The organism is Pseudomonas sp. GL-R-19 (assembly GCF_019956375.1).
In the GTDB taxonomy this organism is placed as follows: Bacteria; Pseudomonadota; Gammaproteobacteria; order Pseudomonadales; family Pseudomonadaceae; genus Aquipseudomonas.
On sequence record NZ_JAHBDJ010000003.1, the window covers coordinates 122188 to 148744 of the forward strand.

Annotated in this window: 22 protein-coding genes and 2 pseudogenes; 13 read left to right on the top strand and 11 right to left on the bottom strand. The window is 60.6% G+C overall.

What is annotated here, in order from left to right; all coding sequences use genetic code 11:
- Positions 1-76: 76 nt before the first annotated feature.
- The 4 genes from KGA83_RS01930 to ltnD form a co-directional block, all read right to left on the bottom strand.
- Positions 77-1537: an SLC13 family permease gene (locus KGA83_RS01930; protein ID WP_108215665.1), complete on the bottom strand. Its 1461-nt coding sequence runs from the start codon at positions 1535-1537 to the stop codon at positions 77-79.
- Positions 1538-1726: 189 nt separating this feature from the next.
- Positions 1727-2365 (bottom strand): aldolase, encoded by a 639-nt coding sequence (locus tag KGA83_RS01935; RefSeq protein WP_223528012.1) that lies wholly within the window; start codon positions 2363-2365, stop codon positions 1727-1729.
- Positions 2366-2373: 8 nt separating this feature from the next.
- Positions 2374-3672 (bottom strand): 3-oxo-tetronate kinase, encoded by a 1299-nt coding sequence (gene otnK, locus KGA83_RS01940; RefSeq protein ID WP_223528015.1) that lies wholly within the window; start codon positions 3670-3672, stop codon positions 2374-2376.
- Between the two features lie 10 nt (positions 3673-3682).
- The gene (ltnD, locus tag KGA83_RS01945; RefSeq protein WP_263292460.1) at positions 3683-4588 is read right to left on the bottom strand and encodes an L-threonate dehydrogenase; all 906 of its coding nucleotides are present in this window, start codon (positions 4586-4588) and stop codon (positions 3683-3685) included.
- Positions 4589-5146: 558 nt separating this feature from the next.
- Here ltnD and KGA83_RS01950 point away from each other — a divergent pair.
- Entirely contained in the window at positions 5147-6319 is a 1173-nt protein-coding gene (locus KGA83_RS01950; protein WP_223528021.1) for a DUF1624 domain-containing protein, read from the top strand.
- A gap of 224 nt (positions 6320-6543) precedes the next feature.
- On the opposite strand, the gene KGA83_RS01955 is transcribed toward KGA83_RS01950, so the two are convergent.
- The 3 genes and pseudogenes from KGA83_RS01955 to KGA83_RS01965 form a co-directional block, all read right to left on the bottom strand.
- Positions 6544-7926, bottom strand: coding sequence for an LLM class flavin-dependent oxidoreductase (locus tag KGA83_RS01955; protein ID WP_223528024.1), 1383 nt, complete (start codon positions 7924-7926; stop codon positions 6544-6546).
- A gap of 20 nt (positions 7927-7946) precedes the next feature.
- Positions 7947-8478 (bottom strand): annotated as a pseudogene (locus KGA83_RS01960) (ABC transporter permease subunit); the annotation flags it as partial.
- Entirely contained in the window at positions 8475-9296 is an 822-nt protein-coding gene (locus KGA83_RS01965) for a transporter substrate-binding domain-containing protein (protein WP_223528027.1), read from the bottom strand. The pseudogene KGA83_RS01960 and the gene KGA83_RS01965, both read right to left, overlap by 4 nt.
- A 250-nt stretch (positions 9297-9546) precedes the next feature.
- On the opposite strand from KGA83_RS01965, the gene KGA83_RS01970 reads away from it, so the two are divergent.
- Positions 9547-10002 (top strand): glycine zipper 2TM domain-containing protein, encoded by a 456-nt coding sequence (locus tag KGA83_RS01970; RefSeq protein ID WP_223528030.1) that lies wholly within the window; start codon positions 9547-9549, stop codon positions 10000-10002.
- 88 nt (positions 10003-10090) lie between these two features.
- On the opposite strand, the pseudogene KGA83_RS01975 reads toward KGA83_RS01970, so the two are convergent.
- Positions 10091-10198 (bottom strand): annotated as a pseudogene (locus KGA83_RS01975) (pirin family protein); the annotation flags it as partial.
- A 158-nt stretch (positions 10199-10356) separates the two neighbouring features.
- Between KGA83_RS01975 and KGA83_RS01980 the strand changes: the two are divergent.
- Both KGA83_RS01980 and KGA83_RS01985 read left to right on the top strand, forming a co-directional pair.
- Positions 10357-11172 (top strand): AraC family transcriptional regulator, encoded by an 816-nt coding sequence (locus KGA83_RS01980; protein WP_223528033.1) that lies wholly within the window; start codon positions 10357-10359, stop codon positions 11170-11172.
- Between the two features lie 110 nt (positions 11173-11282).
- Positions 11283-12356, top strand: a complete 1074-nt coding sequence (locus KGA83_RS01985; RefSeq protein WP_223528036.1) for a threonine aldolase family protein — start codon at positions 11283-11285, stop codon at positions 12354-12356.
- A gap of 54 nt (positions 12357-12410) precedes the next feature.
- On the opposite strand, the gene KGA83_RS01990 is transcribed toward KGA83_RS01985, so the two are convergent.
- The gene (locus KGA83_RS01990; RefSeq protein WP_223528039.1) at positions 12411-12851 is read right to left on the bottom strand and encodes a DoxX family protein; all 441 of its coding nucleotides are present in this window, start codon (positions 12849-12851) and stop codon (positions 12411-12413) included.
- Between the two features lie 195 nt (positions 12852-13046).
- On the opposite strand from KGA83_RS01990, the gene KGA83_RS01995 reads away from it, so the two are divergent.
- The gene (locus tag KGA83_RS01995) at positions 13047-13964 is read left to right on the top strand and encodes a LysR family transcriptional regulator (RefSeq protein WP_223528042.1); all 918 of its coding nucleotides are present in this window, start codon (positions 13047-13049) and stop codon (positions 13962-13964) included.
- A 16-nt stretch (positions 13965-13980) separates the two neighbouring features.
- Here the strand turns inward: KGA83_RS01995 and KGA83_RS02000 are convergent, their stop codons facing one another.
- Complete coding sequence (locus KGA83_RS02000) at positions 13981-14439, bottom strand: winged helix-turn-helix transcriptional regulator (protein ID WP_223528046.1); 459 nt, start codon at positions 14437-14439, stop codon at positions 13981-13983.
- Positions 14440-14574: 135 nt separating this feature from the next.
- On the opposite strand from KGA83_RS02000, the gene KGA83_RS02005 reads away from it, so the two are divergent.
- Entirely contained in the window at positions 14575-15807 is a 1233-nt protein-coding gene (locus KGA83_RS02005) for an MFS transporter (RefSeq protein WP_223528050.1), read from the top strand.
- A 185-nt stretch (positions 15808-15992) separates the two neighbouring features.
- On the opposite strand, the gene KGA83_RS02010 is transcribed toward KGA83_RS02005, so the two are convergent.
- Complete coding sequence (locus tag KGA83_RS02010) at positions 15993-16943, bottom strand: LysR family transcriptional regulator (protein WP_223528089.1); 951 nt, start codon at positions 16941-16943, stop codon at positions 15993-15995.
- Between the two features lie 398 nt (positions 16944-17341).
- On the opposite strand from KGA83_RS02010, the gene KGA83_RS02015 reads away from it, so the two are divergent.
- From KGA83_RS02015 to KGA83_RS02045, 7 genes are all read left to right on the top strand, one after another.
- On the top strand, positions 17342-17671 hold the full coding sequence (locus KGA83_RS02015; RefSeq protein ID WP_150780962.1) for a DUF485 domain-containing protein: 330 nt from the start codon (positions 17342-17344) through the stop codon (positions 17669-17671).
- Complete coding sequence (locus KGA83_RS02020; RefSeq protein WP_223528052.1) at positions 17668-19317, top strand: cation acetate symporter; 1650 nt, start codon at positions 17668-17670, stop codon at positions 19315-19317. The genes KGA83_RS02015 and KGA83_RS02020 overlap by 4 nt, the downstream gene beginning before the upstream one ends.
- A gap of 184 nt (positions 19318-19501) precedes the next feature.
- A complete protein-coding gene (locus tag KGA83_RS02025) occupies positions 19502-20752 on the top strand; it encodes an OprD family porin (protein ID WP_223528055.1) in 1251 nt (416 codons plus the stop codon).
- A gap of 350 nt (positions 20753-21102) precedes the next feature.
- Positions 21103-22806, top strand: a complete 1704-nt coding sequence (locus tag KGA83_RS02030) for an AMP-binding protein (protein ID WP_223528058.1) — start codon at positions 21103-21105, stop codon at positions 22804-22806.
- Positions 22807-22908: 102 nt separating this feature from the next.
- Positions 22909-24417, top strand: a complete 1509-nt coding sequence (locus tag KGA83_RS02035; RefSeq protein ID WP_223528061.1) for a CoA-acylating methylmalonate-semialdehyde dehydrogenase — start codon at positions 22909-22911, stop codon at positions 24415-24417.
- A 158-nt stretch (positions 24418-24575) separates the two neighbouring features.
- On the top strand, positions 24576-25472 hold the full coding sequence (gene mmsB / locus KGA83_RS02040; protein ID WP_223528064.1) for a 3-hydroxyisobutyrate dehydrogenase: 897 nt from the start codon (positions 24576-24578) through the stop codon (positions 25470-25472).
- Positions 25469-26557, top strand: coding sequence for an enoyl-CoA hydratase/isomerase family protein (locus KGA83_RS02045; protein ID WP_223528067.1), 1089 nt, complete (start codon positions 25469-25471; stop codon positions 26555-26557). Before mmsB ends, KGA83_RS02045 begins: the two co-directional genes overlap by 4 nt.

A 26557-nucleotide genomic window follows, 5' to 3' on the forward strand; every position in this document is an offset into this window, starting at 1 on the left:
TTTATTCAGAGAACACGCGTTATCGTTAACGTCTATCGCGAGCAAGCTCGCTCCTACAGGTGGCGTCGATAGTTCGTTAGACAAAAGGCCAGATCAACAGGGTAATACAGAAACCCAAGGTGCCGAGCAAGGTGGTCAATACCGTCCAGGTGCGCAAACCGTCGGCCACATTCAGCCCCGCCAGTTTGGTGAAGATCCAGTAGCCAGCATCATTGATATGAGACATGGCCAGCCCGCCACCGCCCATGGCCAGACACAGCAGGGCCATGTGGTTCGGGGTGAGATTGAGGGTCGCAATCAGCGGGCTGATGATGCCGGCAGTGGTCACCAGCGCCACCGTGGTCGATCCCTGCACTGCGCGCAACAGCATGGTCAGCAGAAAGCCCAGGGCCAGAACCGGCAGACCGGTGGTGCGCAGCATATCGGAGACCACGGCACCGATTCCGGTATCCACCAGCACCTTGCCGAACACACCGCCGGCACCGGCAATCAGGATCACCATGGCCACACCGGGCAAGGCCGAACCGATCACGTCAGACACCTGAGTGCGGCTCCAGCCCCGACGCGAACCCAGCAGCCAGGCACACAGCAAGGTGTCGATCAGCAGCGCCACCAGCGGCGCGCCGAGCACGGTCATGATGCCGCGCAGGACCGATTCGGCAGGCAGCAACGAGGTGGACAAAGTCCCCAGCAGAATCAGAATGATCGGTAGCGCGATCAGGCTGACGATCATACCGAAACCTGGCGGCGGCGCCGGCGGCAACTTGGAAACGATGCTGCTGACGGACTCTTCCAGGCCCATGTGTGACACGGCTTCAGCCGCTCGCTCAGCGCTCTTGTCGTTGCCGTTGGACCAGGCAACCAGATCCTCGTTGGTGACATGCGGACCATAGACTTCCGCACGAATATCGTCGGTCATCGGATACACCCGACGGGTCATGCGCCCGGCCACGCGGTAGCCGACATAGCAAAGGAACGCGGTGAGCGGCAGACCGAACATCAGCACGCGGCCCAGGTCCGCGCCCAATTGACTGGCGGCGGCCACTGCGCCCGGGTGTGGCGGCAGAAAGGCGTGGACGGTCAACAAGGCCGCGCACATCGGCAGCGCAAACACCAACAGCGGCTTACGCGCAGTTCGGGCAACACCATAGGCCAGCGGCATCAGGATGATCACGCCGACTTCGAAGAACACCGGCACCCCGACCATGAAGCCGGCAATCGTCAACGCCAGGGGCGTACGCCGGTTGCCGAAACGGGTAATCAGGGTCTTGGCCAGCGCCTCGGCACCGCCGGAGAGCTCGATGATCCGCCCGATCATCGCGCCCAGGGCAATGATGATCGCGATATGACCCAGGGTCTTGCCCATGCCGCCTTCGATGGTGGCGACCAGATCCGCCGGTTTCACCCCGGCCACCAGCGCCACCAGAATGCTCACCAGCATCAAGGCCACGAAGGGCTGGAACTTGTACTTGAGCACCAGGAACAACAACAGCGCGATGCCCACCCCGGCAGTCATCATCAGGATTAACGGGCTCATTTCACACACCCTCCACGCCGGGTAAATGAAAGGGTACAGCCTATGGATCTGAACATGCCGCAGTGAAAGAGAGTCATACCTGGATTTCCTGTTGTTATTGTTTTTTCAGGCAAGCCGGGGCCGTCGAGAGTCCCTGTGCGTCTCCCGGGCAGAGCCTGTGTTATCGATCTGTCGTGTTACGCCCGCGCGTTACCAGTGCGCACCGAAGGTCTCTCGCAGCTCGTCCAGCGCCGCCTGATCGAGCGGTTCAGGTTTGGGATTGCTCATCAGCCAGAGTCGCGCGGTTTCCTCGAGTTCTTCCAGGGCGTAGCTGGCCCTGGAGACCGAACTCTCCCAGACCACCGGCCCAAGTCGCTCGAGCATCACCCCGCGAACGCTGTTGGCCAGCAGTGCGACCTGTTCGGCAACCTTCGGCGAACCGGGTCGCTGGTAGGCAATCAACGGGATATGCCCGACTTTCATGACCTGATACGGCGTCAGCGGCGGCAGAATGTCGTTCGCCTGCCAGACACCTGCGAGCGTCAACGCCACCAGGTGGGTGGAGTGGGTATGCACCACGCCGCCGACATTCGGGTTGCGGTCATAGACCTGGCGATGCAACGCCAGGGTCTTTGAAGGCTTGTCGCCGGACACCCATTCGCCGGCCAGATTGACCTTGGCGATGGTCGCTGGATCGAGGCGCCCGAGGCACACATCCGTCGGCGTGATCAACCAGCCGTCATCCAGGCGCGCGCTGATATTGCCGGCGCTGCCGACGGTGTATCCGCGCTGGTACAGGCTGTGGCCAACCTCACAGATTTCTTCGCGCAGGGCGTTCTCGTTGCTCATTGCGCAGCTCATTGTGCACCCCCGGCCCGGGCGAGTTGATTCAAGGCTTTACTGAAGAAGTCCCGACCACCGAAGTTGCCCGACTTGAGAGCCAGCGCCAAAGGTTCGTCAGTATTGCTGACGGTCGCCGGTACACCCGGATCGATCTGCGCGCCGATTTGCAGCAGCTGCACGCCCAATGCCTGGACCACAGCACCCGAGGTTTCCCCGCCGGCGATCACGAAGCGGCGCACGCCGCTCTGGCGCAGACCCTGGGCAATTTCGCCAAAGGCGCTTTCCACCAGACTGCCAGCCTGCTCGACGCCCAGTTGCTGTTGCACCGACTTGACCTCGTCCGGTGAGCAGGTGGCGTAGATCAATACGGTTTGCTCGTTATCACGGGCGAAGGTCAAGGCTTGCGCCACCACCGGTTCCCCTGCCGCCAAGGCCAACGGATCAATCCGCAAAGCTGGCCGGCCGGCTTCGAGCCAGGCGGCCACTTGCCCATTGGTGGCGATCGAAGCACTGCCGGCCAACACCACTTCCCCGCCGGACACCGCCGGAAGTATCGAGGCGTCGAGATCGCGCAGTTTGCCGGCCCGACGGAAGTTTTCCGGCAAGCCCAGGGCCAGCCCCGAGCCACCTGTCAACAACGGCAGATCGGCGCAGGCGGTACCGAGGGTATACAGATCGCTGTCCGACAAGGCATCAGCGATGGCCATGCCGACACCTTGAGCCCTCAGCTCAGCGATGCGCGCACGCACCTGCTCAACGCCGCGGGCAACGGTGTCGTAGCGCAACAGGCCGACATTCAGGCGGGTCTGCGATTGCAGCACGCGAACCAGGTTGGCATCGGTCATCGGCGTCAGCGGGTGGTTTTGCATGCCCGACTCGCTGAGCAACTGATCCTGCACAAACAAGTGACCGCGAAAGATCGTCCGGCCATTCTCCGGGAATGCCGGGCACGCCAGGGTAAAGTCGCTATCCAGTGCGGCCAGCAGTGCTTCGCTGACCTGGCCGATATTGCCGGCCGCGGTGGAGTCGAACGTCGAGCAATACTTGAAAAAGATCTGCTCGCAGCCTTGTTCGCGCAGCCAGGCCAGCGCCGCGAGGGACTGCTCGACTGCTTCGGCGACCGGTGTGGTGCGCGACTTCAGGGCAATGACGATCGCATCGGCATCAAGCCCGGCAGCCACTTGCGCGCTCGGGATGCCAATGCTTTGCACAGTGCGCATGCCGCCGCGCACCAGCATGTTGGCAAGGTCCGTGGCGCCGGTGAAATCGTCGGCAATGCAGCCCAGCAGCGGGCGTGCGGTGGAGGTAGTCATGGGGTGTTCCTCAAACAGGCTCAGGCTTGGCAGTCGGCAATTCGATGCCCGGGAAAATCTTGATCACCGCCGAGTCGTCCTCACGGCCGAAGCCGGCACTGGAGGCCTGCATGAACATCTGGTGGGCGGTGGCCGACAGCGGCAGCGGGAATTTGCTGGCCCGGGCGGTATCCAGCACCAGGCCCAGGTCCTTGACGAAAATATCTACCGCGGACAACGGCGTGTAGTCGGCCTTGAGAATGTGTGGCACGCGGTTTTCGAACATCCAGGAATTACCGGCGCTGTGGGTGATCACCTCATACAGCGCATCGGCATCGACCCCTTCACGCAGGCCCAGCGCCATGGCTTCGGCAGAGGCGGCAATATGTACCCCAGCCAACAGTTGATTGATGATCTTGACCTTCGACCCCAGGCCATGGACGTCGCCCAGGCGATACACCTTGCCGGCCATGCCAGCGAGGATCGACTCAGCCTTGGCGTAGGCGTCGACCGGGCCCGAGGTCATCATGGTCATCTCGCCAGCGGCAGCCTTGGCCGCGCCACCGGAAATCGGTGCATCCAGATACTGCAGGCCCAACGCGGCCAGGCGCTGACCAAGGTCCACGGCGTAAGTCGGAGCGACTGTGGCGCAGCCGATCACCAGGCTGCCCGGCCGCAGAGCGGCCACGGCCCCACCCTCACCAAACAATACGGTCTCGGTCTGCTCGGCGTTGACCACCACGGTAATGATCACGTCACACTCAGCGGCCATGTGCGACGGTGACAGGCAAGCCACACCGCCCTCCCCGGCGAACTGCTCTGTTACGGCAGTGCGCACATCACAGGCATGCACATTGAAGCCGCTGCGCAACAGCGAGCGGGCAATGCCCAGCCCCATCGCGCCCAGACCGACCACACCGACATTCTTGTTATTCATGGGGTACTCCAGAGGAAAGCAGCGACTGCTTGAACGACTGCAAGGCACAGACGTTGGCCGCGTTGTGAATAAGGCAGCGGTAGACAGCATCAGCACCACGCGGATAAGCCAGCCGAGGGGCACTGTGATTCAGGACGTGAGTCGGGATCTCATCGAACATCAAGGCCATCCTGTTTTTGTCGTGTTATCAGGTTGTCATACCGGCTGATGAAGATCATCTACCAGTGATCAGATTCTGTGAAGTGTTTTTTAACAATAACATTTTTTAACACGGCTTTTGGCGCGTAGAAAAGTAGAGATGCTTCACTGGCCTCTGCCAGCCGGTGAACCAGGTCGCGGTCGATAGCCTGCGTCTCGAGGATGGCGTGATGATCGAACACCGGGAGGTGATTCAGCATGAGGCGACGCGCGAAGGTTCCGTCGGTGGGAACCCTTTGGTAGACGACTATCACGCAATCAGGCGGTCGCCCTTGGTAAAAGTGTTATGTTATAACTAACGAAAACATGCGCTGTCAGTCACCCCTGGCAGAACCATCCACTCCCTGCTTGCGACATTCGATGACAATCTTTGCTCACATCCCGCCCATCACACGCTTGAACCAACGCCTGCTGTCCATTGATGCCCTGAGGGGATTGGTCATCCTGCTTATGCTGTTGGATCACGTGCGCGAAACGTTCTTTTTGCACCGTCAGGTAACAGACCCGATGGACATCGAATCCACTGAGCCGGCGCTATTTTTCAGCCGCACACTTGCCCATTTGTGTGCCCCGGTTTTCATACTGCTCACTGGACTTTCCGCTTGGCTGTACGGCCAAAAGCACCAGGGCAAGGGCGATGTGTCAGCCTTTTTATTCAAGCGCGGTCTGTTCCTGGTAGTGCTGGAGTTCACCCTGGTGAATTTCGCCTGGACATTTCAGTTCCCGCCTGCGGCAATTTACATGCAAGTGATCTGGGCCATTGGCATCTGCATGATTGCCCTGGCCGGGCTGGTCTGGTTACCCAGGCCCATACTGTGCTGCCTGGGTCTGGTGATCGTGGCCGGGCACAACCTGCTGGATAATGTGCACTTCGCGACAGGCTCGCCCATGCATATACCTTGGGCGATTCTGCATGATCGCGGCTGGATCGAATTCTCCGACAGCTTGCGACTGCGCACCTCTTACCCTGTACTGCCGTGGATCGGTGTGATCGCCCTTGGATACTGCATCGGCCCCTGGTTTGCTGGCCAGGTTTTGGCCGCGCAGCGTCAACGTGCTCTGCTAGTTGCAGGGGCCGGGACATTGATCGGATTTGTTACATTGCGAGCCGTCAATGGTTATGGCGAGGCGCATTGGGTCGCCCATGAAGGCATCACGCAAACCCTCATGAGCTTCTTCAACATTACGAAATACCCACCTTCCCTGCTGTTCCTTTCGCTGACGCTGGGAGTGGGCCTGCTACTGCTTCGTGCCATGGAACGGGCTCAACAACGCAAGTGGGTCAATGCATTGACAGTCTTTGGCGCGGCGCCGATGTTCTTCTACTTGCTGCACCTTTACGTACTCAAGGCGCTGTATCTGGTCGGCGTGGTGTTGTTCGGATTGAACCAGGGAAATTATTTCGGTTTCGACAGCATTTGGGCTGTGTGGCTGACGGCGGTGCTCCTGGCTTTATCCCTGTATTTACCCGTGCGCTGGTTCGCGGCATTGAAGGCACGCCGTCGTGATATCGGATGGCTTAAATACTTTTGATCAGGATCATTGGAGAGTAATGCTGTTCAGTTAAGCGAATGTGGTCCTCTGTAGGAACAGCCGGTCGACGCTCGATTGCTCGCGATGGTCGTTAACGATAACGCGTATTTACTGGCTAAACGCGGCGCTCTCGATTCCATCGCCAGCAAGCTGGCTCCTACAGTTTCCCGGGATTACGTGAAGAACCTTTTTCAAGACATACAACGGGATACCCCTCCGCCAGCCTAAAAACCTTTATCAAAGCGAAATGAGGCGCCATAAGCAGAATCTGGCAAATGGTTAGCGCCATCGTCCCGTAACCGCGAACGGAAAGTACCGCTCTGTGGCTGGGTACGATACAAACCACGTTTTTGCAGTTCAGGAATGATCAGCTCAACGAAGTCCTCAAGGCTGCCTGGGCTGATCAGCGGGTTGAGCATGTAGCCGCTGGTGCCGGAAATACGGGCGTGCTCTTCGATGCGATCGGCCACTTGTTGCGGCGTTCCCACCAGAATCAGATCACTGCCCCGGGTGACGTTGGCAAAGCGCTGTTTGACATCGCCGGCGGTCAAGGGCTTGCCACTGCCATCGGGACGCATCACATAGGAGGTCATGCCTTCGGTGTGAGTGGACAACGCATCGCTGTCCGCGTAGCGGCTGATGTCGATACCGGTATCGCCGGCATAACTCACCAGTTGCGCCTGCAAGTGATAGTTGCTTTGCAGTTCGTCATATTTGCGTTGGGCTTCGATCTCGGTCCTGGCCGTGACGATGCGCAGTACCGTAAGTGATTTAACATCTTCAGCGTGACGCCCCCGTGCCCTGGCCTGCGTCCATATATCTTCCAGTCCCTGGCGAATCTCCAGCGGGTTGGACTTGGCGATGAAAATCAGTTCGGCGTGCTTGGCCGCAAACTCGCGACCACGGCCTGACCAACCGGCCTGGATCAGCAACGGTGTGCGTTGCGGTGACGGGGACGTCAAATGCGGCCCGGCCACCCGGTAATGCTCGCCGACATGATTGATCGGTCGCACGCGATCGCCCTTGGCATAGACTTGGCGAGACTTGTCGGCCACCACGGCATCGCTTGCCCAGCTGCCTTCCCAGAGCTTGTAAACCACATCGAGAAATTCATCTGCGCGTTCATAGCGATCATCGTGCCTGATCATCTGCTCGAGGCCGAAGTTGCGAGCGGCACTGGTCAGGTAGGAGGTAACGATGTTCCACCCGACCCGGCCATTGGTCAGGTGATCCAGCGTGCTGAAGCGCCGGGCGTGGGTGAAAGGATGTTCATAACTGGTGGTGACAGTGACGCCGAAGGCGAGGTTTTCCGTCACGGCGGCCAATGCCGGGATGATCATCAACGGATCGTTGGCCGGTGCTTCCACCGCCCACTTCATCGCTGCGTCGGCATTACCGCCAAACACATCGTAGAAACCCAGCACATCACCAAAAAACAGCATGTCGAGATGAGCCTGGTCGGCGATGCGTGCCAGGTTCGACCAGTAGCCCAGCGAGTTGATGGCCAGGCGTTCGTCAGCCGGGTGCGTCCAGAGGCTTGGCGCGCCGCCACAGCCAACACTGGCTTGCTCGTATAACGCAAACAACAGAGGTTTTGGATCGGACATCGTAGTACCTGTAAAAGTCATTGAGCGGATGGGTCAGCGCTGATGCCGGCGCGAAAAATCTCGCTGAGGTAGGCACCGTAATTGAGCGACAGCGCAATGATCCCCGCGCTGATGGCGCCCGGAACGACACCCAGCTGCGGCAGACCCAGGTAGATCAGCAGAATTTGAATCAGCAGTGGAGTACCGCGAAGAAAAAAGGCGCATAGAAACTGGCAATACCGAATGCCACCGCACTGCGAGACAGGCGCGCCAGCGCCGTCACGAAACCAAGGAGCAACGAAAGCCAGATTGAACAGAAGCACAAGAACAGCGTCAGCGCGGCGCCCTGCAAGAAACCGTCAGGCCCCAAATGCAGGCCGACCAGATTGGGCAACTTCTGCACAATGATCGAGAACTTCAGATCGAAGCTCATGAAAAAAATGACGCACAGGCCGAACAGCACTGCCCAGGTCAAATACAGGCGAGTGCGAAAACCAACTAGCTGGCTGAAACGACGCGCCTCGGTTTCGGGGCGACAGTCGCCTTGTCCGGGTGTGGATTGAGGGCTGTCATTGGCTGATATCGGCACCGATCCACTTCTGTGAAATCTTGCTTAATGTGCCGTCGGCCTTGAGCTGGGTGACGACCTCAGTGACTTTGGCATTCCATTGCGGATCGCCCTCTTCGATCGCTACCACGTTGGGCTCTGCATACAGCGTATCGCCGGCAATTTTAAAGCGAGGATCCTGGGCGATGCGTTCCCGAGCCGTGATGAGGTTGGTGACCATGGCATCCAGGCGCACGCCCGTGCCCAAGGCCAGATCCTGGAAGGCCACGGTTTCGTTGTCGTACGGCGCGACCTGGACGCTTTCGAATGGATAGCTCAACGGCTTGTCCTCGGCGCCCTCGATCAGCAGATCCTTGTTCAAATAGGCTTCATAGGTCGACGCACTGATCACACCGACTTTTTTACCTGACAGATCCTTGCCCATGACAATGTTCTGGTCTTTGGCATTCACCACGATCACGGCCGGGGACTGGTAATACTCCACCGGGAAGTCGAACACTTCGGCCCGTGCCTTGCTCGGGGTCATCGAGCAGACGCAGATGTCATATCGTCCGTTCCAGTGTCCGGCAGCGATGACATCCCAGGACGGTGTCTGCAACTTCAGCTTCACCCCCAGCCGTTGCGCAACGGCCTTGGCGACATCCACGTCAAACCCGTCCAGTTGGTTCTGTTCATTGAGAAAGGAGAATGGCGGATAGCTTTCCATCAGAACGCCGGTCAGCTCCCCGCTGCTGGTTACGCGATCCAGTATGGGGCCAGCGAAAGCCGTCGAGCAGGTAGCCAGTAATGCCAAGCCAAAAGGTAAAAGCGCCTTCGTGTTCACAGACAATTGCTCCAATCGATTCAAAATGCTGAATAGATTAAAACGCACTATAAAAATAGTTTGTACTTCCTTTATAGAATATGCGACTACATTCAAGCTATATCGGATCGAGCGGTCCAGGCGCCTGCACCGCTGCCCCCTTAGTGGCAAGCGCGTTGCGCAGCCAAACAACCGAGCGAATCAGGCATCTTCGTCTAACGTGAATGGATGCGTTTGCATGATTCACTTCCTCTGAAAATGGAGTTTGACGATGAAAACTATTGCTTCCTGGGTGACGGTTACGTTTCTTGGATTAGTGCTTGGCGGCTGTGCCGCGGTTGGCGCCGGGAGCGGAGGCGCTGGTGAGAAGGAAATTCGTTCGGGGAAAATCGAGCAGATTACACAGACCCAGATGCAGACCAATCACGATAGCGGTGTCGGCGCCATCATGGGGGGCATTGGCGGTCTGGCCCTGGGAAGCCTGATCGGCCACGGTACCGGCCGGGATGTGGCGATGGTCGCCGGTGCCCTGGCTGGCGCGGCAGGCGGCAACTACGCCGAAAAGAAAAAATATGATCAGCCCATGGACGCACAACAGATCATCGTTCGCACCCACAGCGGCGTACTGGTTCAGGTGACCCAGCCGATCAACCCGGGGCTGACAAATGGCATGAACGTTTATGTCGAGGGCACCGGAAACGACGCGCGGGTGGTGCCGCAAGGTTAGTGACGGCGACTGGACGTTGCACCTCCGCCCCATGATCCATGACAGCGCGCAATCCTGACTCGAATGGCGCGCGGTCAAGGGTCATCGGCTACTTGAATACCGGTACGCTGGCTGACCCGTTGGGCTTTTTCAGGTACTCACGCAACCGAACGCCAATCTCGGCAATTTTCACCTCTCCCGCACGCAAGGCTTGCGGTATCGGCCTTCATCGACCTGGTGATCGGGAAGTTGAATGCATCGCACGCACCAGAGGTGCGCCCGTAGCGAGCAGCAGTCGATGCCCATGGATCTATACCGCTGGTGGCCCTAGACTTTGTGGTCCCTGCCCTCCTCGCCGATTGTTGAACGGGTTTCATGACTGAGCATGCCAAGTATCATCACGTATCCGAAGTACCAGGCCTGGTGCTGGGGTCCGCTCGCTTTGTGGACACCGGTTTCGATCGCCATTACCACCTCGATTTCCACGTTGGTTTGGTCACCGAAGGCATCCAGCGTCATCGGTCCAAAGGCGAGTCGTATCTTTTAGGTCCGGGAAGGATTGCCCTGATGCCGCCGGGTGAAATCCACGATGGTGTGCCCGAGGGCGGCGACGCTTATACGCTCAAGACATTCCGTCTGTCCCAGGCGCTGGTCGCGAGTCTGACCGAGGAGATCAGCGGTCAACCGAGAGAGCTTGAATTGACCGGTGTGTTGCTGGAAGACGCGGGGCTTGCCGGTAACCTGCGCGGGTTGCATGACGCGATGCAGCAGGCCGTTGGGCCAGGCAGCCTGGCGGTACAGACGCAATGGATCACCCTCCTTGAACACCTGTTGAGCCAGTCACGGGCGACCAGGCCCGAAACGATTACGGGCACACTAACGCCCCTGCAATGGTCTCGCGTCAGGGACTATTGTTTCAGCCACATCGATCAGCGAATCACCCTCGATGATCTCGCTGGCCTGTGCGGGTTGGGCCGCTTCCCGTTCCTCAAGCAGTTCAAACGGACCATCGGCATGACGCCGCACGCATGGCTGCTTCGCCTGCGTCTTGAACGGGCCTGTGGCCTGCTATCACGCAGCGGGCAACCGATCGTCGAGGTCGCCCACGCTGTCGGCTTTTACGATCAAAGCCATTTCAATCGCGCCTTTCGACAGGCATTCGGCGTTGCACCCTCGCGCTACAGGACATAGCGCATCGGCCATCAGACGACCGTCAATTTTTTACAAGCGCAACAACCTTCCCTCTCCATAGGATGCGCCAATCCGGGCGAAACACCTTCGCCTGCGCAGCCGAGAACTGGATGATGAACGGTGAAACAAACAGACCGCCCGCTCTGGGTTTTTCAAGTGACAACATCGCCGGCGCATCGCCGGAGGTGGCACAAGCCATCGTGAAACACAGCACGGGCCAGGCGACCCCCTATGGAACAGACGCGTTGACGGCGCAGGTCCAGCGTAAGTTCTGCGAGATCTTCGAGCGTGACGTAGAGGTCTTTCTGGTGCCCACCGGCACTGCCGCCAACGGCTTGTGCCTGAGCACGATGACGCCACCCTGGGGCAACATCTATTGCCACCCGGCCAGTCATATCAACAACGATGAATGCGGCGCGCCGGAGTTCTTTTCCAACGGTGCGAAGCTGATGACCGTCGACGGCCCGGCGGCCAAGCTGGACATCGTCCGACTGCGCGAGCGGACTCGAGAAAAAGTCGGCGACGTACACACGACCCAGCCCGCCTGCGTCAGCATCACTCAGGCCACTGAAGTCGGCAGCATCTACACCCTGGACGAAATCGCAGCCATCGGTGACGTCTGCAAGTCATCTTCCCTTGGACTCCATATGGATGGCTCCCGATTTGCCAACGCCCTGGTATCGCTTGGTTGCTCCCCCGCCGAGATGACATGGAAGATCGGGGTGGATGCCCTGTCGTTTGGTGCCACGAAGAATGGAGCGCTGGCGGCGGAAGCCATCGTCCTGTTCAACACCTCGCTCGCAGCCCAAATGAATTACCGGCGCAAGCGCGCAGGCCATCTCTTTTCCAAGATGCGTTTTCTTTCAGCGCAGATCGATGCGTACCTGACCGACGACCTCTGGCTGCGCAATGCACGCCAGGCCAACGCTGCGGCCCAGCGCCTGGCCCAGGGACTTGAAGGCTTGAGTGGCGTTGACGTGCTCGGCGGCACTGAGGCGAATATCCTGTTCTGTCGGCTGGACTCGGCAATAATCGAAGCGCTGCTAAAGGCCGGGTTCGGCTTCTACCATGATCGCTGGGGACCCAACATCGTTCGCTTTGTCACCTCGTTCGCCACCACTGCCGAGGATGTCGATCACCTGTTGAATCAGGTGCGGCGAGCGCTTGATCGGGTACACGAGTAAGGAAGGGAGAAAAGCATTGCGCTGCGAGGGGCCAGCCTTCGCAGCGCGGGGGGATCAACGACGGCGCGCGTCGAGGCTGAAGCGACCGGCACCGAAGGCCACGACCTGCAGCAGGCCACCGGCCATCGCGATGTTCTTGAAGAAGTGGATGAACTGGTTCTGATCGCCCAGTGCGTTATGGAACGCTAGTGCGGTAAACACGCTGAACACTGCCAGTACGGCGGCAACGGTGCGGGTGCGATAACCGGCGATCAATGCCAGGCCACCGCCGATCTCGACAATGATCGCCAGCGCCAATGCCAATTGTGGAAGTGGAAGCCCGACCGAGCTGATGTAACCGACCATCATGGCGGGAGCTGCCAGTTTGGAAAAACCGGAAAGGATGAAGATTGCGCTGAGCAGTACACGGCCGATCAACGAGGCCGAGGCTTGTGTCACGTCGGAACGGTTCTGTTCAGAGGCGGTTGTTTGAGCGATGTTTGCCGAAGTCGTCATGGGGTATTTCCTTCAATTGGGTGCGATTCGACAGGAACCGCCCGGGTGAGGAAATATTGCTCTTCGTCAGCTAGTCTGAATAGCCGACTAATTTAGATCATTAGATTCGACAAATTAGAAAAGTTGACCCACGTAACCGGTAAAGGAGTTCAATCGTGCAATTTGCCAAGCGACGTCTGATTCAAGGAAACAGACATGATCTCTGACCCGGGAACACCGACACTGGACCAACTACGCGTGTTCCTGACGGTCGTGGAAGTCGGCAGTTTTGCGGCGGCGGCCAGAAAACTGCACCGCGCCACTTCGGTCATCAGCTACTCGATCGCCAACCTTGAAATGCAGCTCGGTGTGTCGCTATTCGACCGCCAGACAACCCGCAAACCCCAACTCACCGATGCCGGTCGCACCGTGTTGGCCGAAGCCAGGACCATTGCCAACGGCATCCATGGACTACGCGCCAAGGTCAAAGGCTTGCTTCAGGGGCTCGAAGCCGAAGTCCACGTGGTGCTCGATGTCATGCTGCCCCCCGAGCGCGTGGTGGATGCGCTCAAATCCTTTCGCGAAGAGTTCCCTACGGTTGCCCTGCACTTGCATATGGAAGCGCTCGGCGCCGTCACCGACCTGGTGATCAACGGTGGCGCGATCATCGGCGTCAGTGGCCCGATGAACGAGGGCATCGACGGTATCGAAAGAATTGGCGTCGGCAGCGTCGAGTTGATTCCGGTGGCGGCGCCGAATCATCCACTGGCTTCAAGCGACAGCAATGTTCCGGGCGCCGGGCGAGAGTTCACGCAACTGGTGCTGTCCGACCGCTCGCTGCTGACCAAGGACAAGGATTTCGCCGTGCTCGGTAACCGCACCTGGCGCCTGGCGGACCTGGGCGCCAAGCACATGCTGCTGCGTGAAGGCATTGGCTGGGGGAACATGCCCCGTCCGATGGTCGAGGAAGACCTGCAGGCCGGTCGGCTGGTACGTCTGAACCTGCCGGAATACCAGAGCGGGATTTATGCCTTTGACGTCATTTACCGCACGGATCTGCCACCGGGACCGGCCGCGAGATGGCTGATCGAGCGATTCGTTCAACAAAGCTCGGCGCAGGAGGCATCCGCTTGAGGGGGCACGTGTCGATTCACGACTCGTCGGCAACCACTCTCACTCTGTGGCAATCGGACGGCCCAAGTTTTTGACCGCTCGAGGAGCGAACTTCAATCGGCATCAGGGACTGGCCGAACGCATTGTCCAACAACACAGAACGGGTCTCTTCCCGCGCGAACAGGAAACGTTCGCCCCACTGCCTCATGCTGACAACCACCGGAAAGATCTCCCGTCCTTTCTCCGTCAGGACGTACTCCTTGTAGGCGCTTCCATCTGACGCCGGTTGAACGTCGAATACACCGACCTCAACCAGCGTTTTCAGGCGCGATGCCAGGATGTTTTTGGCCACCCCCAGGCTTTTCTGGAATTCGCTGAATCGGCGAATGCCGTCAAACGCGTCGCGAATGATCATGAGCGACCATCGATCGCCAATGGCTTCCAGTGTTCGTGCTACCGGGCATTCGCTGCTGTGCGATGAAGTGTCTTCGACCATCGTATTTACCTTTTGGATAAGGACTGCCAAGCCTGTCGTCGAATTTTGAGCAATGTGGTTGCAATTTGAAACCTGATTCGACAACAATTGAATCCAGTTTTTAATTGAAACCAGTTTAACGCCACGGAGGCTCATGTGACAGCAGATGCCGACTCAGCCACCCAGCCTTTCGTCACGCAGGCTTCGGGACTTTCTCCATCACTCACGTTTTTATTTTCGGTCACCTGCGCGCTGGCAGTCGCCAACGTTTATTTCGCGCAACCCTTACTCGACTCAATGGCTCAGAGCCTGGGTGTGGACTCATCCGTGATCGGGTTTGTGGTGACGGCTACCCAGGTCGGTTACGCGCTGGGGTTGCTGTTCATCGTCCCGCTGGGTGACTTGCTGAACCGTAAAGGGCTGATTCTGACTCAAGTGCTGCTGTCCGCGATTGCGCTGGCGGGGGTCGGCGCAGCACAGCAATGGTTGACCCTGTTGGGGGTCATGATCGTTGTGGGTTTGCTGGCCGTGATGGTTCAAGTGCTGGTGGCCTATGCCGCCGTGCTGGCAACACCGTCACAACGTGGCCAGGCCGTGGGAACCGTCACCAGCGGCATTGTCCTGGGCATACTTCTGGCGCGGTTCACCTCCGGGCTGATCGCAGATCTGGCGGGCTGGCGCGCCGTGTATTTCGTTTCCTCGGGACTGATGCTGACCCTCGCGGCAGTGTTCTGGAAAGCCTTGCCTCCCGCAGTGACGCCACGCAGTCGATACACTTACCCGGCACTCATCCGCTCGCTCTTCACGCTGTTCATGACCGAGCCGGTGTTGCGAACCAGGGGCCTGCTGGCCTTGCTGATCTTTGCCGCTTTTTCCGTGCTCTGGACATCCATGGTGCTGCCGTTGAGCGCCCCGCCGCTGTCGCTTTCACACACGGCCATCGGCCTGTTTGGCCTGGCGGGCGTCGCCGGTGCTCTGGCTGCCAGAAGAGCCGGTCGCTGGGCCGATCAAGGTATGGGGCAACGAGTTACGGGCATTTCGCTGGCGATCCTGACGCTGTCCTGGTTGCCCATCGCGTTTGCGCAAACGTCACTGATCGCCCTGGTTTGCGGAGTGGTCCTGCTCGACTTCGCCGTGCAAGCCGTACACGTCACCAACCAGAGCCTGATTTTCGCGGCACGACCCGACGCGCAAAGTCGCATGGTCGGTGCGTACATGTGCTTTTACTCGGTGGGCAGTGCACTGGGCGCTGCCGCCGCGACGCAGGTTTATGCGCTATGGGGCTGGATAGCCGTCAGCCTGCTGGGCGCCTCGATCAGTGCGACTGCCCTGGTGCTGTGGTTTTTTACGTTGCGATTCTCAATGATCCATCAAGGAAGATCCGTATGAAAACCCGACACCTCGCAGTTGTTCTTATCGTCTCGGGTCTTGGCGTCGGTTTGTATGGAATGCGCGCCCTCAATGCGGTGCTCAAGCGTTTTCAGCGATGCCCGTCGTGACAACTGCACGATCTGGAGACCTTCCGGGCACGGCTCAAGCGTGGGGTGTTTTCCGTGCTCAAGCTTTCGCCATTATCAGAGCGACGGCAGATAGGCCATCACGTGCGACTCGCCCATCAGTAGCGGGCGATTGAGATCCGCGCAGGCGCGCAGGTATTCGGCTACCAAAGTGATCCGCTTGAGCTTGCGCAGGTCCTCGCTGTAGTACATCCAGAACTGTCGAGTGACCTCCACCTGATCCGGTAGCACTTCACACAGGCGCGGGTCGGGACCGGCGAGGAAGCAGGGCAGGATGGCCAGCGCGCGCCCTTCCAGCGCCGCATGGTACTGGGAGACTACGCTGGTGCTGCGCAGGCGGCTGTGCGCGCCGGGCAGCAGGTCGTTCAGGTAGAGCAGCTTGAAGCTGAAGGCCAGATCCTCGACATAAGTCACGAATGGGTGACCGGCCAGGTCCTCGCGACTGGCAATCGGCGAATGATTGGCCAGGTACTCCGGTGTCGCATACAGACGCAGACGGTAGTCGCACAGCCGCGAGCACACGTACGGACCGCGCTCAGGCCGCTCCAGGGTGATGGCGATGTCTGCCTCGCGTCGTGACAGGTTGACGAAATGCGGGACCGGCAGGATGTCCACGGAGATATGCGGATAGTGAATGATGAAGTGGCTCATTTGCGTGGTGACGAAACAGGAGCCGAAAGCTTCGGTACAGCCGATACGCAGGTGCCCGGCGAGCCCCCCGGTGGTTCCGCAAACCTGCTCGCAGGCTGCCAGCAGCGTACTTTCCAGCGTTTCGGCGTGACTGACCAGGCGCTGCCCCTCGACAGTCATGACGAAGCCCGACGCTCGGGACTTCTCGAAAAGCAGCGCGCCAAGGCTTTGCTCAAGGGCGCGGATGCGCCGCGACACCGTGGTGTAGTCCACCCCCAAACGGCGCGCTGCGCCACTCGCGGTGCGTGCACGGGCGACCTCGAGAAAGAAACGCATATCGTCCCAATTCACGTGACTTTGCGTTGTGCGTTTTTGCATATTCATCAGGCTTTTCTGCCAATACATATTGGAAATTAGCCAACATATACTCGCATCCAGCCTGGTTTGACCAGCATCGTTTCTCAACCGGAAAGGCCCCGATTTCAACCAGGGCTAACGGCATGAATGCAGGGTAAAAAGCCTGCTTTCAAGCCGAAAACAGGCAACTGCGCGGCAGCGTAATCACTGCCACCTTCGCGCCCGCCGAGGGCTCATACGGCGGGTCTCCTGTCGGCGCCACACCTGCCATTTCAACAGCCCCTCGCCTCCGGAAGATCGCCAGGGCAGCAACGACTCCAGCAGCATTCAGGTGACGCTCCGCTTCGGGACGTCGCCCGGGTACCCGTACGCCCCTCAAAAGGCCGGCAAACAACAACAATTAAAAGCGGAGCCTCACTATGACGACAGATCATCCGAACCACGCCCAGACCTGCGCCCAGGTCAGGGCCAATCCCAAGTTCCAGCGCCTCACCCGCCAGCGCGCGTTGTTAGCCTGGTCACTGAGCGGCGCGGTCCTGGCTGTCTATTACAGCTTCATCATGGTAGTGGCCTTCGCACCTGCCTGGCTGCACCTGCCGCTGTACGACGGCAGTCACCTCAGCCTCGGCATGCCGATCGGCGTGACAATTATCCTGCTGTCCTGGTTGCTTACCGCCTGGTACGTGAATACCGCCAACACCCGTTTCGACGCGCTCAGCGCGCAGATCCTCCAGGAGACCCGCGCATGAAACGCCTACTCGCCCTTCTCGCCCTCAGCCCCCTGCTGGCCAACGCCGCACCCATCACCGCGGAGAAGCAACCGCTCAATGTGCATGCCATCGGCATGTTCTTCGTCTTCGTCCTCGCCACGTTGCTGATCACTTGGTGGGCTTCGCGCCGCACGCGCTCCGCCGCCGATTTCTACAGTGCCGGCGGCGGTATAACGGGTTTGCAGAATGGCCTGGCGATCGCCGGTGACTATATGTCGGCGGCCACTTTGCTGGGCCTCTCGAGCATGGTGTTCACCAGAGGCTATGACGGCTTCATCTATATCATTGGCTTCTTCGTCGGCTGGCCCATCGTCACCTTCCTGATGGCCGAGCGCCTGCGCAACCTGGGCCGCTACACCTTCGCCGACATCGTCTCCTTCCGCCTGGATCAAACTCGCGTACGCAGCTTCGCCGCCCTCGGCTCGCTGACGGTGGTGTGTTGCTACCTGGTGGTGCAAATGGTCGGCGCTGGGCAGTTGGTCAAGCTGCTGTTCGGCCTCGACTATCGCACGGCGGTGGTGGTGGTCGGCCTGCTGATGCTGGTCTACGTGATCTTCGGCGGCATGCTCGCCACCACATGGGTGCAGATCACCAAGGCGGTCCTGCTGCTGGCCGGCGGCACGACCCTGATGCTGATGGCCCTGAGCCGCTTCGGCTTCAGCTTCGAGACGCTGGCCGCCCAAGCCGTGGCGGTGCATGCCAGCGGCGTGCAGATTATGGGCCCGGGCACTTTGCTGGCCGACCCGATCAACGCGGTGTCACTGTCCCTCGGACTGGTCTTCGGCATCGCCGGCCTGCCGCACATTCTGATGCGTTTCTTCACCGTGCCCAATGCCAAGGAGGCGCGCAAATCGGTGCTATTCGCCACGGTGTTCATCGGCTTCTTCTTCCTGGTGGTCTGCATCCTGGGCTACACCGCCATCGTCATCGTCGGCACAGACCCGCAGTACTATGTCGACGGTAAGCTCGGCGGCGCCATGATCGGCGGCGGCAACATGGTGGCCATGCACCTGGCCAAGGCGGTGGGCGGCAATCTGTTTCTCGGATTCCTCTCCGCCGTGGCCTTCGCCACCATCCTTGCAGTGGTGGCCGGCCTGGCCCTGGCCGGCGCCTCGGCCATCTCTCACGACCTATATGCCTCGGTACTGAAGAAGGGCAAGGCCGACGAGAAGCAGGAAATGCGCGTGTCGCGCATCGCCACTGTCGGACTGGGCATCGTCGCGATTTCCCTCGGCATTCTATTCGAGGGCCAGAACATCGCCTTCCTGGTCGGCCTGACGTTTGGCATAGCGGCCTCTGCGAATTTCCCGGTATTGATCATGGCCATGTACTGGGGTGGCCTGACCACCCGTGGCGCCCTCTATGGCGGTCTGACTGGCCTGATCAGCGCCCTGGCCCTGGTCATCGGCTCTCCGTCGGTGTGGGTCGGCGTATTGGGCCATGCCCAGGCGATCTTCCCCTACGACCAGCCGGCGCTGTTCTCCATGCCTTTGGCCTTCCTGGTCATCGTGGTGGCGTCCAAGCTGGACCGTAGCGAGCGCGCCGACCGCGAGCGCGCTGCCTATGCCGATCAGTTCGTCCGCGCCCAGACTGGCTTGGGCGCTGCCATGGCCAGCAGTCACTAACGCTGCAGCTTTCCGGGGCTAACGGCCCCGAGCGCGAGTCCGCTCCTTTGCTTCGCGCTTTTTTACTCCCGCCCTGCGCCGCCCGGCGCGGGGTACCTCCAACGAGCCTTCCCTCCACCAGCCCCGGCCAGTGCGGGAACGGCTTGCTTATAACAACACTGCTCATAACAACAAGAGACAAGCAATGAAACCCACCCTAATCACCCTGCTCCTGGCAGGCAGCAGCGTTGCCACCCAGGTCCACGCGGACTTCCTGGCAGACAGCAAGGCCAACCTGGAACTGCGCAACTTTTACTTCAACCGAGATTATCGTCAGACCAACGCTCCCCAATCCAGGCAAGAGGAATGGGCACAGGGTTTCCTGCTGCGCTATGAGTCGGGATTCACCGAAGGGTTGATCGGTGTGGGTTTCGATGCCATCGGACTGGTCGGCGTCAAGCTCGATTCCAGCCCCGATCGCGCAGGCTCCGGCCTGCTCAAACGCCACCGCGACACGAGCAAAGGGGCTCAGGACGAGTACGGCGAACTGGGCCTGACCGCCAAAGTGCGTGCCTCAAAAAGCACACTGAAACTCGGCACGCTGCTGCCGAAACTGCCGACGGTACTGGCCAACGATTCACGGCTGTTGCCACAAACCTTCAAGGGCGGCCAGTTGACGTCGCTGGAGATTGAAGGCATGACGGTGGATGCCGGGCGACTGACGCAGGTCAATCAGCGCGACTCCTCGAATTACGAAGACATGGGCATCACCCGCACCGGCGCCAAAGGCATCACCACACGTCATGTCGACAGCGACAGCTTCGATTTCGCCAGCCTGAACTACAAATGGACCAGCAACCTCGCCACCGGCTACAGCTACGGTCACCTCGACAACTTCTACAGCCAGCACCTGGTCAACCTGACCTACGTGTTGCCGGTCACAACCGGCCAGTCGCTGAAGACCGATCTGCGCTTCGCCCGCTCCACGGACGACGGTGGCAGCAATGTCGATAACAATGCCATCGGCGCGATGTTCACCTACAGCGTCGACGGGCATGCGTTGGGCCTGGGTTACCAGGGCATGAGCGGCGACACCGGCTACGCCTACGTCAACGGCACCGACGCCTTCCTGGTGAACTTCGTGCAGATCGGCGACTTCGCCAGCAAGGACGAAAAGTCCTGGCAGGCTCGCTACGACTACAACTTCGCGGCCATCGGGGTGCCTGGCCTGACCTTCATGACCCGTTACCTCACCGGCGACAACATTGATCTGGGCGGCAACCGTCCCCAAGGCAAGGAATGGGAACGCGATACCGACATCGGTTATGTCGTGCAGAGCGGGCCATTAAAGAATGTCGGGGTGAAGTGGCGCAACGCGACGGTGCGCTCGACCAACTTCGGCAGCGACCTGGATGAAAACCGCCTGATCCTCAGCTATACCCTGGCGCTCTGGTAAATCCCCCCGCCAGACGGGGCCGCTCGCGTCGCCTGACGGTGCGAGTGGCCTCATCCAACGCGCCACACCTATGATTTTTTTGCACAACGCACCGGTTTTTATGAGCATTTTTAATTGATTTTTGCATGCATATACTGGGCTCAAGCGCTTGGTCATGAACCGGGCCAGACCCAACAAAAATAAACAAGGGCATACACCGTGAAGACATCCATGCTTGCCGCCGTCTCCCCGCTCTCAGGTACCTGCACGCGTCTCGTACGCATTGCTGCCCGCAGCGAAGCCACCCTCGCCGCCTGACCATCCCGTACCTGTACCCGCGCCGATCGTCACCACGATCGATGGAGACTCCAATGAACAGCAACTGCCAACCCTTCCTCGCCGCTCGAGACTTCCTGCTGGCTCACCGTACTGACTACACCACTGCCGTGCGTGACTTCCGCTGGCCGCAACTGAACGAGTTCAACTGGGCACTGGATTATTTCGATGCCATGGCCGAGGGCAACCAGGCCAACGCCCTGTGGATCGTTGAAGAAGACGGCAGCGAACAGCGCTACAGCTTCCAGCAATTGGCCGCGCGCTCCAACCAGGTGGCCAATCACCTGCGTGCCCTTGGCGTGCGCCGCGGCGAACGCATCCTGCTGATGCTCGGTAACGACGTCGCCCTGTGGGAAACCATGCTTGCCGCCTTCAAGCTTGGCGCCGTGGTTATCCCCGCCACCGCCCTGCTGACCCCCGATGACCTGGGCGACCGCATCGAGCGTGGCCAGGTTCGTCACCTGGTGGTCGGCAGCGCCCATGTCGACAAGTTCGTCGGCCTGGGAGACGGCTGCAGTCGCATCTGCGTCGGCCCGGCCCCCACTGGCTGGACCCCGCACAGCGCCGCCAGCGAATATTCCGAGCACTTCGACGTCGAAGGCCGCACGCTAGCCACCGACCCGATGCTGCTGTACTTCACCTCCGGTACCACCTCCAAGCCGAAGATGGTGCTGCACAGTCACCAGAGCTACCCGGTCGGCCACCTGTCGACCATGTACTGGATCGGCCTGCAGCCGGGTGACCTGCACTTGAACATCTCGTCACCGGGTTGGGCCAAGCATGCGTGGAGCTGCCTCTTCGCACCGTGGAACGCCGGCGCCTGCATCTTCATCCACAACGTCGCGCGCTTCAGCGCCCCGGCCCTGCTTGGCGCGCTGGAGCGCTATGGCGTCACCAGCCTGTGCGCCCCGCCCACCGTGTGGCGCATGCTGATCCAGGAGGATCTGGCCAGTTACAAGGAGCGCCTGAGCCTGCGCGAACTGGTGGGCGCCGGTGAGCCGCTCAACCCGGAGATCATCGAGCAGATCCTGCATGCCTGGGACTTGCCGCTGCGCGACGGCTTCGGTCAGTCGGAAACCACCGCTTTGGTCGGCAACACGCCCGGCCAGCTGCTCAAACCCGGTTCCATGGGCCGTCCATTGCCGGGCTACCAGGTGACTATGCTTGACCCCGACGGCGTACCCGGCGATGAGGGTGAAGTAGCCCTGCCGCTGGACGTGCGTCCCCTCGGCCTGATGCTGTGCTACGAGGACAGCCCGGAAAAAACCGCCGAAGTGATGCGCGACGGCTACTACCGTACCGGCGACACGGCGCAGATCGACGCGGATGGCTACATCACCTTTGTCGGCCGCGCCGACGACGTGTTCAAAGCCTCCGACTACCGCATCAGCCCATTCGAGCTGGAAAGCGCGCTGATCGAGCACCCGGCGGTGATGGAAGTGGCCGTGGTGCCAAGCCCTGATCCGGTGCGCCTGGCAGTGCCCAAGGCCTATCTGATCCTGGCCCATGACGCACCGGGCAGCTACGAACTCGCCGCCAGCATCCTCGCCTTCGCCCGCGAGCACCTGGCGCCCTACAAACGGGTGCGACGCATCGAATTCGTCAGCGAACTGCCCAAGACCATCTCCGGGAAGATCCGCCGGGTGGAACTGCGACAGATGGAAGTGCAGCGCCGCCAGAGCGATGCACGCGGCGCGCAAGAATACTTCGAAGAAGACTTCCCGCACCTCAAGGGCTGAACCCGGGCCGGTACGCCGGCCCTTCTGAATTCAAACGCGACCGCTCGGCCAACCAGGCCGAGGGGCTTCACTCGACCTAAAGAAAGTAGGCAGGACCCGAAAATGACCTCATCCAGCATTCCAACCGTCAAGCTCCTCATCAACGGCGAATTCGTTGAATCGCGCACCACTCAGTGGCGCGACGTGGTCAACCCGGCCACCCAGGAAGTTCTGGCCCGCGTACCCTTCGCCACCGCCGAGGAAATGGACGCCGCCGTGGCCAGCGCCAAGGAAGCCTTCAAGACCTGGCGCAAGACGCCGATCGGCGCCCGCTCGCGGATCTTCTTCAAATACCAGCAGTTGATCCGCGAGAACATCAAGGAACTGGCTGCCCTGCTCACCGCCGAACAGGGCAAAACCCTGCCAGATGCCGAAGGTGATGTGTTCCGCGGCCTGGAGGTGGTCGAGCACGCCACCTCCATCGGCAACCTGCAGATGGGCGAGTTGGCCAACAACGTCGCCAACGGCGTCGACACCTACACCCTGATGCAGCCGCTGGGCGTGTGCGCCGGCATCACCCCGTTCAACTTCCCGGCGATGATCCCGCTGTGGATGTTCCCGATGGCCATCGCCACCGGCAACACTTTCATCCTAAAGCCGTCCGAGCAAGACCCGCTGGTGACCATGCGCCTGGTCGAACTGGCCCTGGAGGCCGGTGTACCCAAGGGCGTGCTCAACGTTATCCACGGCGGCGTCGACGCGGTGAACCTGATCTGCGACCACCCGGACATCAAAGCCGTGTCCTTCGTCGGTTCGACCAAAGTCGGTACCCATGTCTACAACCGCGCCACCCAGAACGGCAAGCGCGCACAGTGCATGATGGGCGCGAAGAACCACGCCATTGTCCTGCCCGATGCCAACAAGCAGCAGACGTTGAACAACCTGCTGGGAGCCTCCTTCGGCGCCGCTGGTCAACGCTGCATGGCCCTGCCGGTGGTGATCCTGGTGGGTGAAGCACAGGCCTGGTTGCCGGACCTGATCGAGCGGACCAAGACCCTCAAGATCAATGGCGGCACCGAGCCTGGCACCGACATCGGTCCGGTGATTTCCTGCGCGGCCCTGGACCGCGTCCACAGCCTGATTGCCAGCGGCATCGAAGAAGGCGCCAAACTCGAACTGGATGGACGCAACCCGAGCGTGCCGGGCTACCAGGACGGCAACTTCGTCGGCCCGACCATCTTCTCCAGCGTCACTGCGCAAATGTCGGTGTACCGCGAAGAAATCTTCGGCCCGGTGCTGTGCGTCATGCACGCCGCCAGCCTGAGCGAGGCGATCGAGATCATCAACGCCAACCCGAATGGCAACGGCACCGCTCTGTTCACCCGCTCCGGCGCTGCGGCCCGTCATTTCCAGGAAGAAATCGACGTCGGCCAGGTAGGCATCAACGTGCCGATCCCGGTACCGGTTCCGCTGTTCTCCTTCTCCGGTTCGCGCGCCTCCAAGCTGGGCGACCTGGGCCCCTACGGCAAGCAGGTGGTGACCTTCTACACCCAGACCAAGACGGTCACCCAGCGCTGGTTCGACGAGGATGACACCGGCGGCTCGGTGAACACCACCATCACCCTTAAATGATCTCTGCCGGCCGGCGCCCAGCGTCGGCCGGCCAGGAGCTGAACGATGCAATTCGCTGTTTGCCGGCCACGACCAAAAGGAAGGCATGCACGCCTTCGTCGACAAGCGCGTGCCGAATTTCCTGCACCGCTGATCCCCACTCGCAAAAGGTAGTCATCATGCATATCGGATTTCTCGGCCTCGGCAACATGGGCGGCCCAATGGCCCGCAACCTGCTCAAGGCTGGCCACAGTCTGACCGTCTTCGATCCTTTCCCGCAGGCGGTCGCCGCCCTGGTGGAGGCCGGTGCCAGCGCCGCTGACTCGCCCGCCGCCGTGGCCAAAGCCAAGGTTGAGGTGATCATCACCATGTTGCCGACCGCCGACCATGTGATGCAGGTCTATCGCGGCAAGGACGGCCTGTTGGCCAATATTGGCCAAAGCGTGCTGTTGATCGACAGTTCGACGATCGACCCGCTAAGCGCTCGCGAGGTGGCCAAATTCGCCCTGGCCCAGGGCAACCCGATGCTCGACGCGCCGGTATCCGGCGGCACCGGTGGCGCGGCGGCAGGCACCCTGACTTTTATGGTCGGCGGCCCGGTCAGCGTGTTCGACCAAGCCCTGCCGATCCTCTCGGCCATGGGCAGGAACATTGTGCACTGCGGCGGCGCAGGCAACGGCCAAGTGGCCAAAATCGCCAATAACATGCTGCTCGGCATCTCCATGGTCGGCGTCGCCGAGGCCATGGCCTTGGGTGTAGCCCTGGGCATGGACGCCAAGGTGCTGGCCGGTGTCATCGGCACCTCCACCGGTCGCTGCTGGAGCTCGGAGATCAACAATCCGTTCCCGGGCGTGCTGGAAAACGCTCCGGCCTCGCGTGGTTACAGTGGCGGCTTTGGTACCGACCTGATGCTCAAGGACCTCGGCCTGGCCACCGAAGCAGCGAAACATGCGCGTCAGCCAGTGGTGCTCGGTGCTGCCGCTCAGCAGCTGTACCAGACCTTCAGCCTGCAAGGTAATGGCGGTCTGGACTTCTCCGCCATCATCAAACTGTTCCGTGGGGAAGCAAAAGCATGAGCGGGCAGCAAGCCCCGGTGCTAGCCAGTGTGCGCAACCGCATCGGCCACCTGACGCTGAATCGACCAAGCGCGTTGAACACCTTGGACCTGCCCATGGTGACACTGTTGTGCCGGTACCTGCGGGTCTGGGAACAGGACCCGGAAATCGTCGCCGTGACCATTCGTGGCGCCGGGGAAAAAGCCTTCTGTGCCGGTGGCGACATCCGCATGCTGTACGACAGTCACAAGACCGGCGACAACCTGCACGAGCTGTTCCTCGAGGAAGAGTACGCCCTTGACGAGTACCTGCATGGCTACTCCAAACCGGTGCTGGCGCTGCTGGATGGTTTCGTCCTGGGCGGCGGCATGGGGCTGGCACAAGCTGCCTCGCTGAGGGTGATCACCGAGCGCACGCGGATGGGTATGCCGGAAGTCGGCATCGGCTTTTTCCCCGATGTCGGCGGCAGCTATTTCCTGCCGCGCCTTCCGGGTGAGCTGGGTATCTATCTGGGGGTCACAGGCTGCCAGGTACGTGCCGCCGATGCGCTCTATGCCAACCTGGCCGACTACTATCTGCCCAGCGAGCGGCTGGCCGAACTGGATGCCGCCCTGGATCATCTGAACTGGACCCGTGCGCCCGACGAAGACTTGCAAGATCTGCTCGCCGGCCTGGCCACCGAGCGTATTGCGGGATCGGAACTCAAGGCCTATCGCCAGGTGATCGATGAATACTTCGCCCTGCCTGATGTGCCGGCGATTCGCAATGCGCTGCAGCGCGAGCAGCGTCCCGAGCTGCGCGACTGGGCCGAGCAGACGGTCGAGCTGCTCGACAGCCGCTCGCCGCTGGCAATGGCCGCGACACTGGAGCTATTGCGTCGCGGTCGATACCTGAGCCTGGCCGACTGTTTTGCCTTGGAGTTGCACCTGGGCTACCAGTGGTTCGACAGGGGCGACCTGATGGAGGGCGTCCGCGCCCTGATCATCGACAAGGACAAGATCCCACGCTGGAACCCGCCCTCCCTGGGGGAACTGGTACCTGCGCGGGTGCAGGCCTTCTTCAGAGACTATCGCCCGGCCTCTGGCAACCCCCTTCGCACCGCCTGA

Bases quoted from the DNA above. Each gene is read 5' to 3' on its own strand.
- KGA83_RS01930 (WP_108215665.1), bottom strand. From the start codon at position 1,537: ATGAGCCCGTTAATCCTGATGATGACTGCCGGGGTGGGCATCGCGCTG.
- KGA83_RS01935 (WP_223528012.1), bottom strand. From the start codon at position 2,365: ATGAGCAACGAGAACGCCCTGCGCGAAGAAATCTGTGAGGTTGGCCAC.
- otnK (WP_223528015.1), bottom strand. From the start codon at position 3,672: ATGACTACCTCCACCGCACGCCCGCTGCTGGGCTGCATTGCCGACGAT.
- ltnD (WP_263292460.1), bottom strand. From the start codon at position 4,588: ATGAATAACAAGAATGTCGGTGTGGTCGGTCTGGGCGCGATGGGGCTG.
- KGA83_RS01950 (WP_223528021.1), top strand. From the start codon at position 5,147: ATGACAATCTTTGCTCACATCCCGCCCATCACACGCTTGAACCAACGC.
- KGA83_RS01955 (WP_223528024.1), bottom strand. From the start codon at position 7,926: ATGTCCGATCCAAAACCTCTGTTGTTTGCGTTATACGAGCAAGCCAGT.
- KGA83_RS01970 (WP_223528030.1), top strand. From the start codon at position 9,547: ATGAAAACTATTGCTTCCTGGGTGACGGTTACGTTTCTTGGATTAGTG.
- KGA83_RS01980 (WP_223528033.1), top strand. From the start codon at position 10,357: ATGACTGAGCATGCCAAGTATCATCACGTATCCGAAGTACCAGGCCTG.
- KGA83_RS01985 (WP_223528036.1), top strand. From the start codon at position 11,283: ATGATGAACGGTGAAACAAACAGACCGCCCGCTCTGGGTTTTTCAAGT.
- KGA83_RS01990 (WP_223528039.1), bottom strand. From the start codon at position 12,851: ATGACGACTTCGGCAAACATCGCTCAAACAACCGCCTCTGAACAGAAC.
- KGA83_RS01995 (WP_223528042.1), top strand. From the start codon at position 13,047: ATGATCTCTGACCCGGGAACACCGACACTGGACCAACTACGCGTGTTC.
- KGA83_RS02000 (WP_223528046.1), bottom strand. From the start codon at position 14,439: ATGGTCGAAGACACTTCATCGCACAGCAGCGAATGCCCGGTAGCACGA.
- KGA83_RS02010 (WP_223528089.1), bottom strand. From the start codon at position 16,943: ATGCAAAAACGCACAACGCAAAGTCACGTGAATTGGGACGATATGCGT.
- KGA83_RS02015 (WP_150780962.1), top strand. From the start codon at position 17,342: ATGACGACAGATCATCCGAACCACGCCCAGACCTGCGCCCAGGTCAGG.
- KGA83_RS02020 (WP_223528052.1), top strand. From the start codon at position 17,668: ATGAAACGCCTACTCGCCCTTCTCGCCCTCAGCCCCCTGCTGGCCAAC.
- KGA83_RS02025 (WP_223528055.1), top strand. From the start codon at position 19,502: ATGAAACCCACCCTAATCACCCTGCTCCTGGCAGGCAGCAGCGTTGCC.
- KGA83_RS02030 (WP_223528058.1), top strand. From the start codon at position 21,103: ATGAACAGCAACTGCCAACCCTTCCTCGCCGCTCGAGACTTCCTGCTG.
- KGA83_RS02035 (WP_223528061.1), top strand. From the start codon at position 22,909: ATGACCTCATCCAGCATTCCAACCGTCAAGCTCCTCATCAACGGCGAA.
- mmsB (WP_223528064.1), top strand. From the start codon at position 24,576: ATGCATATCGGATTTCTCGGCCTCGGCAACATGGGCGGCCCAATGGCC.
- KGA83_RS02045 (WP_223528067.1), top strand. From the start codon at position 25,469: ATGAGCGGGCAGCAAGCCCCGGTGCTAGCCAGTGTGCGCAACCGCATC.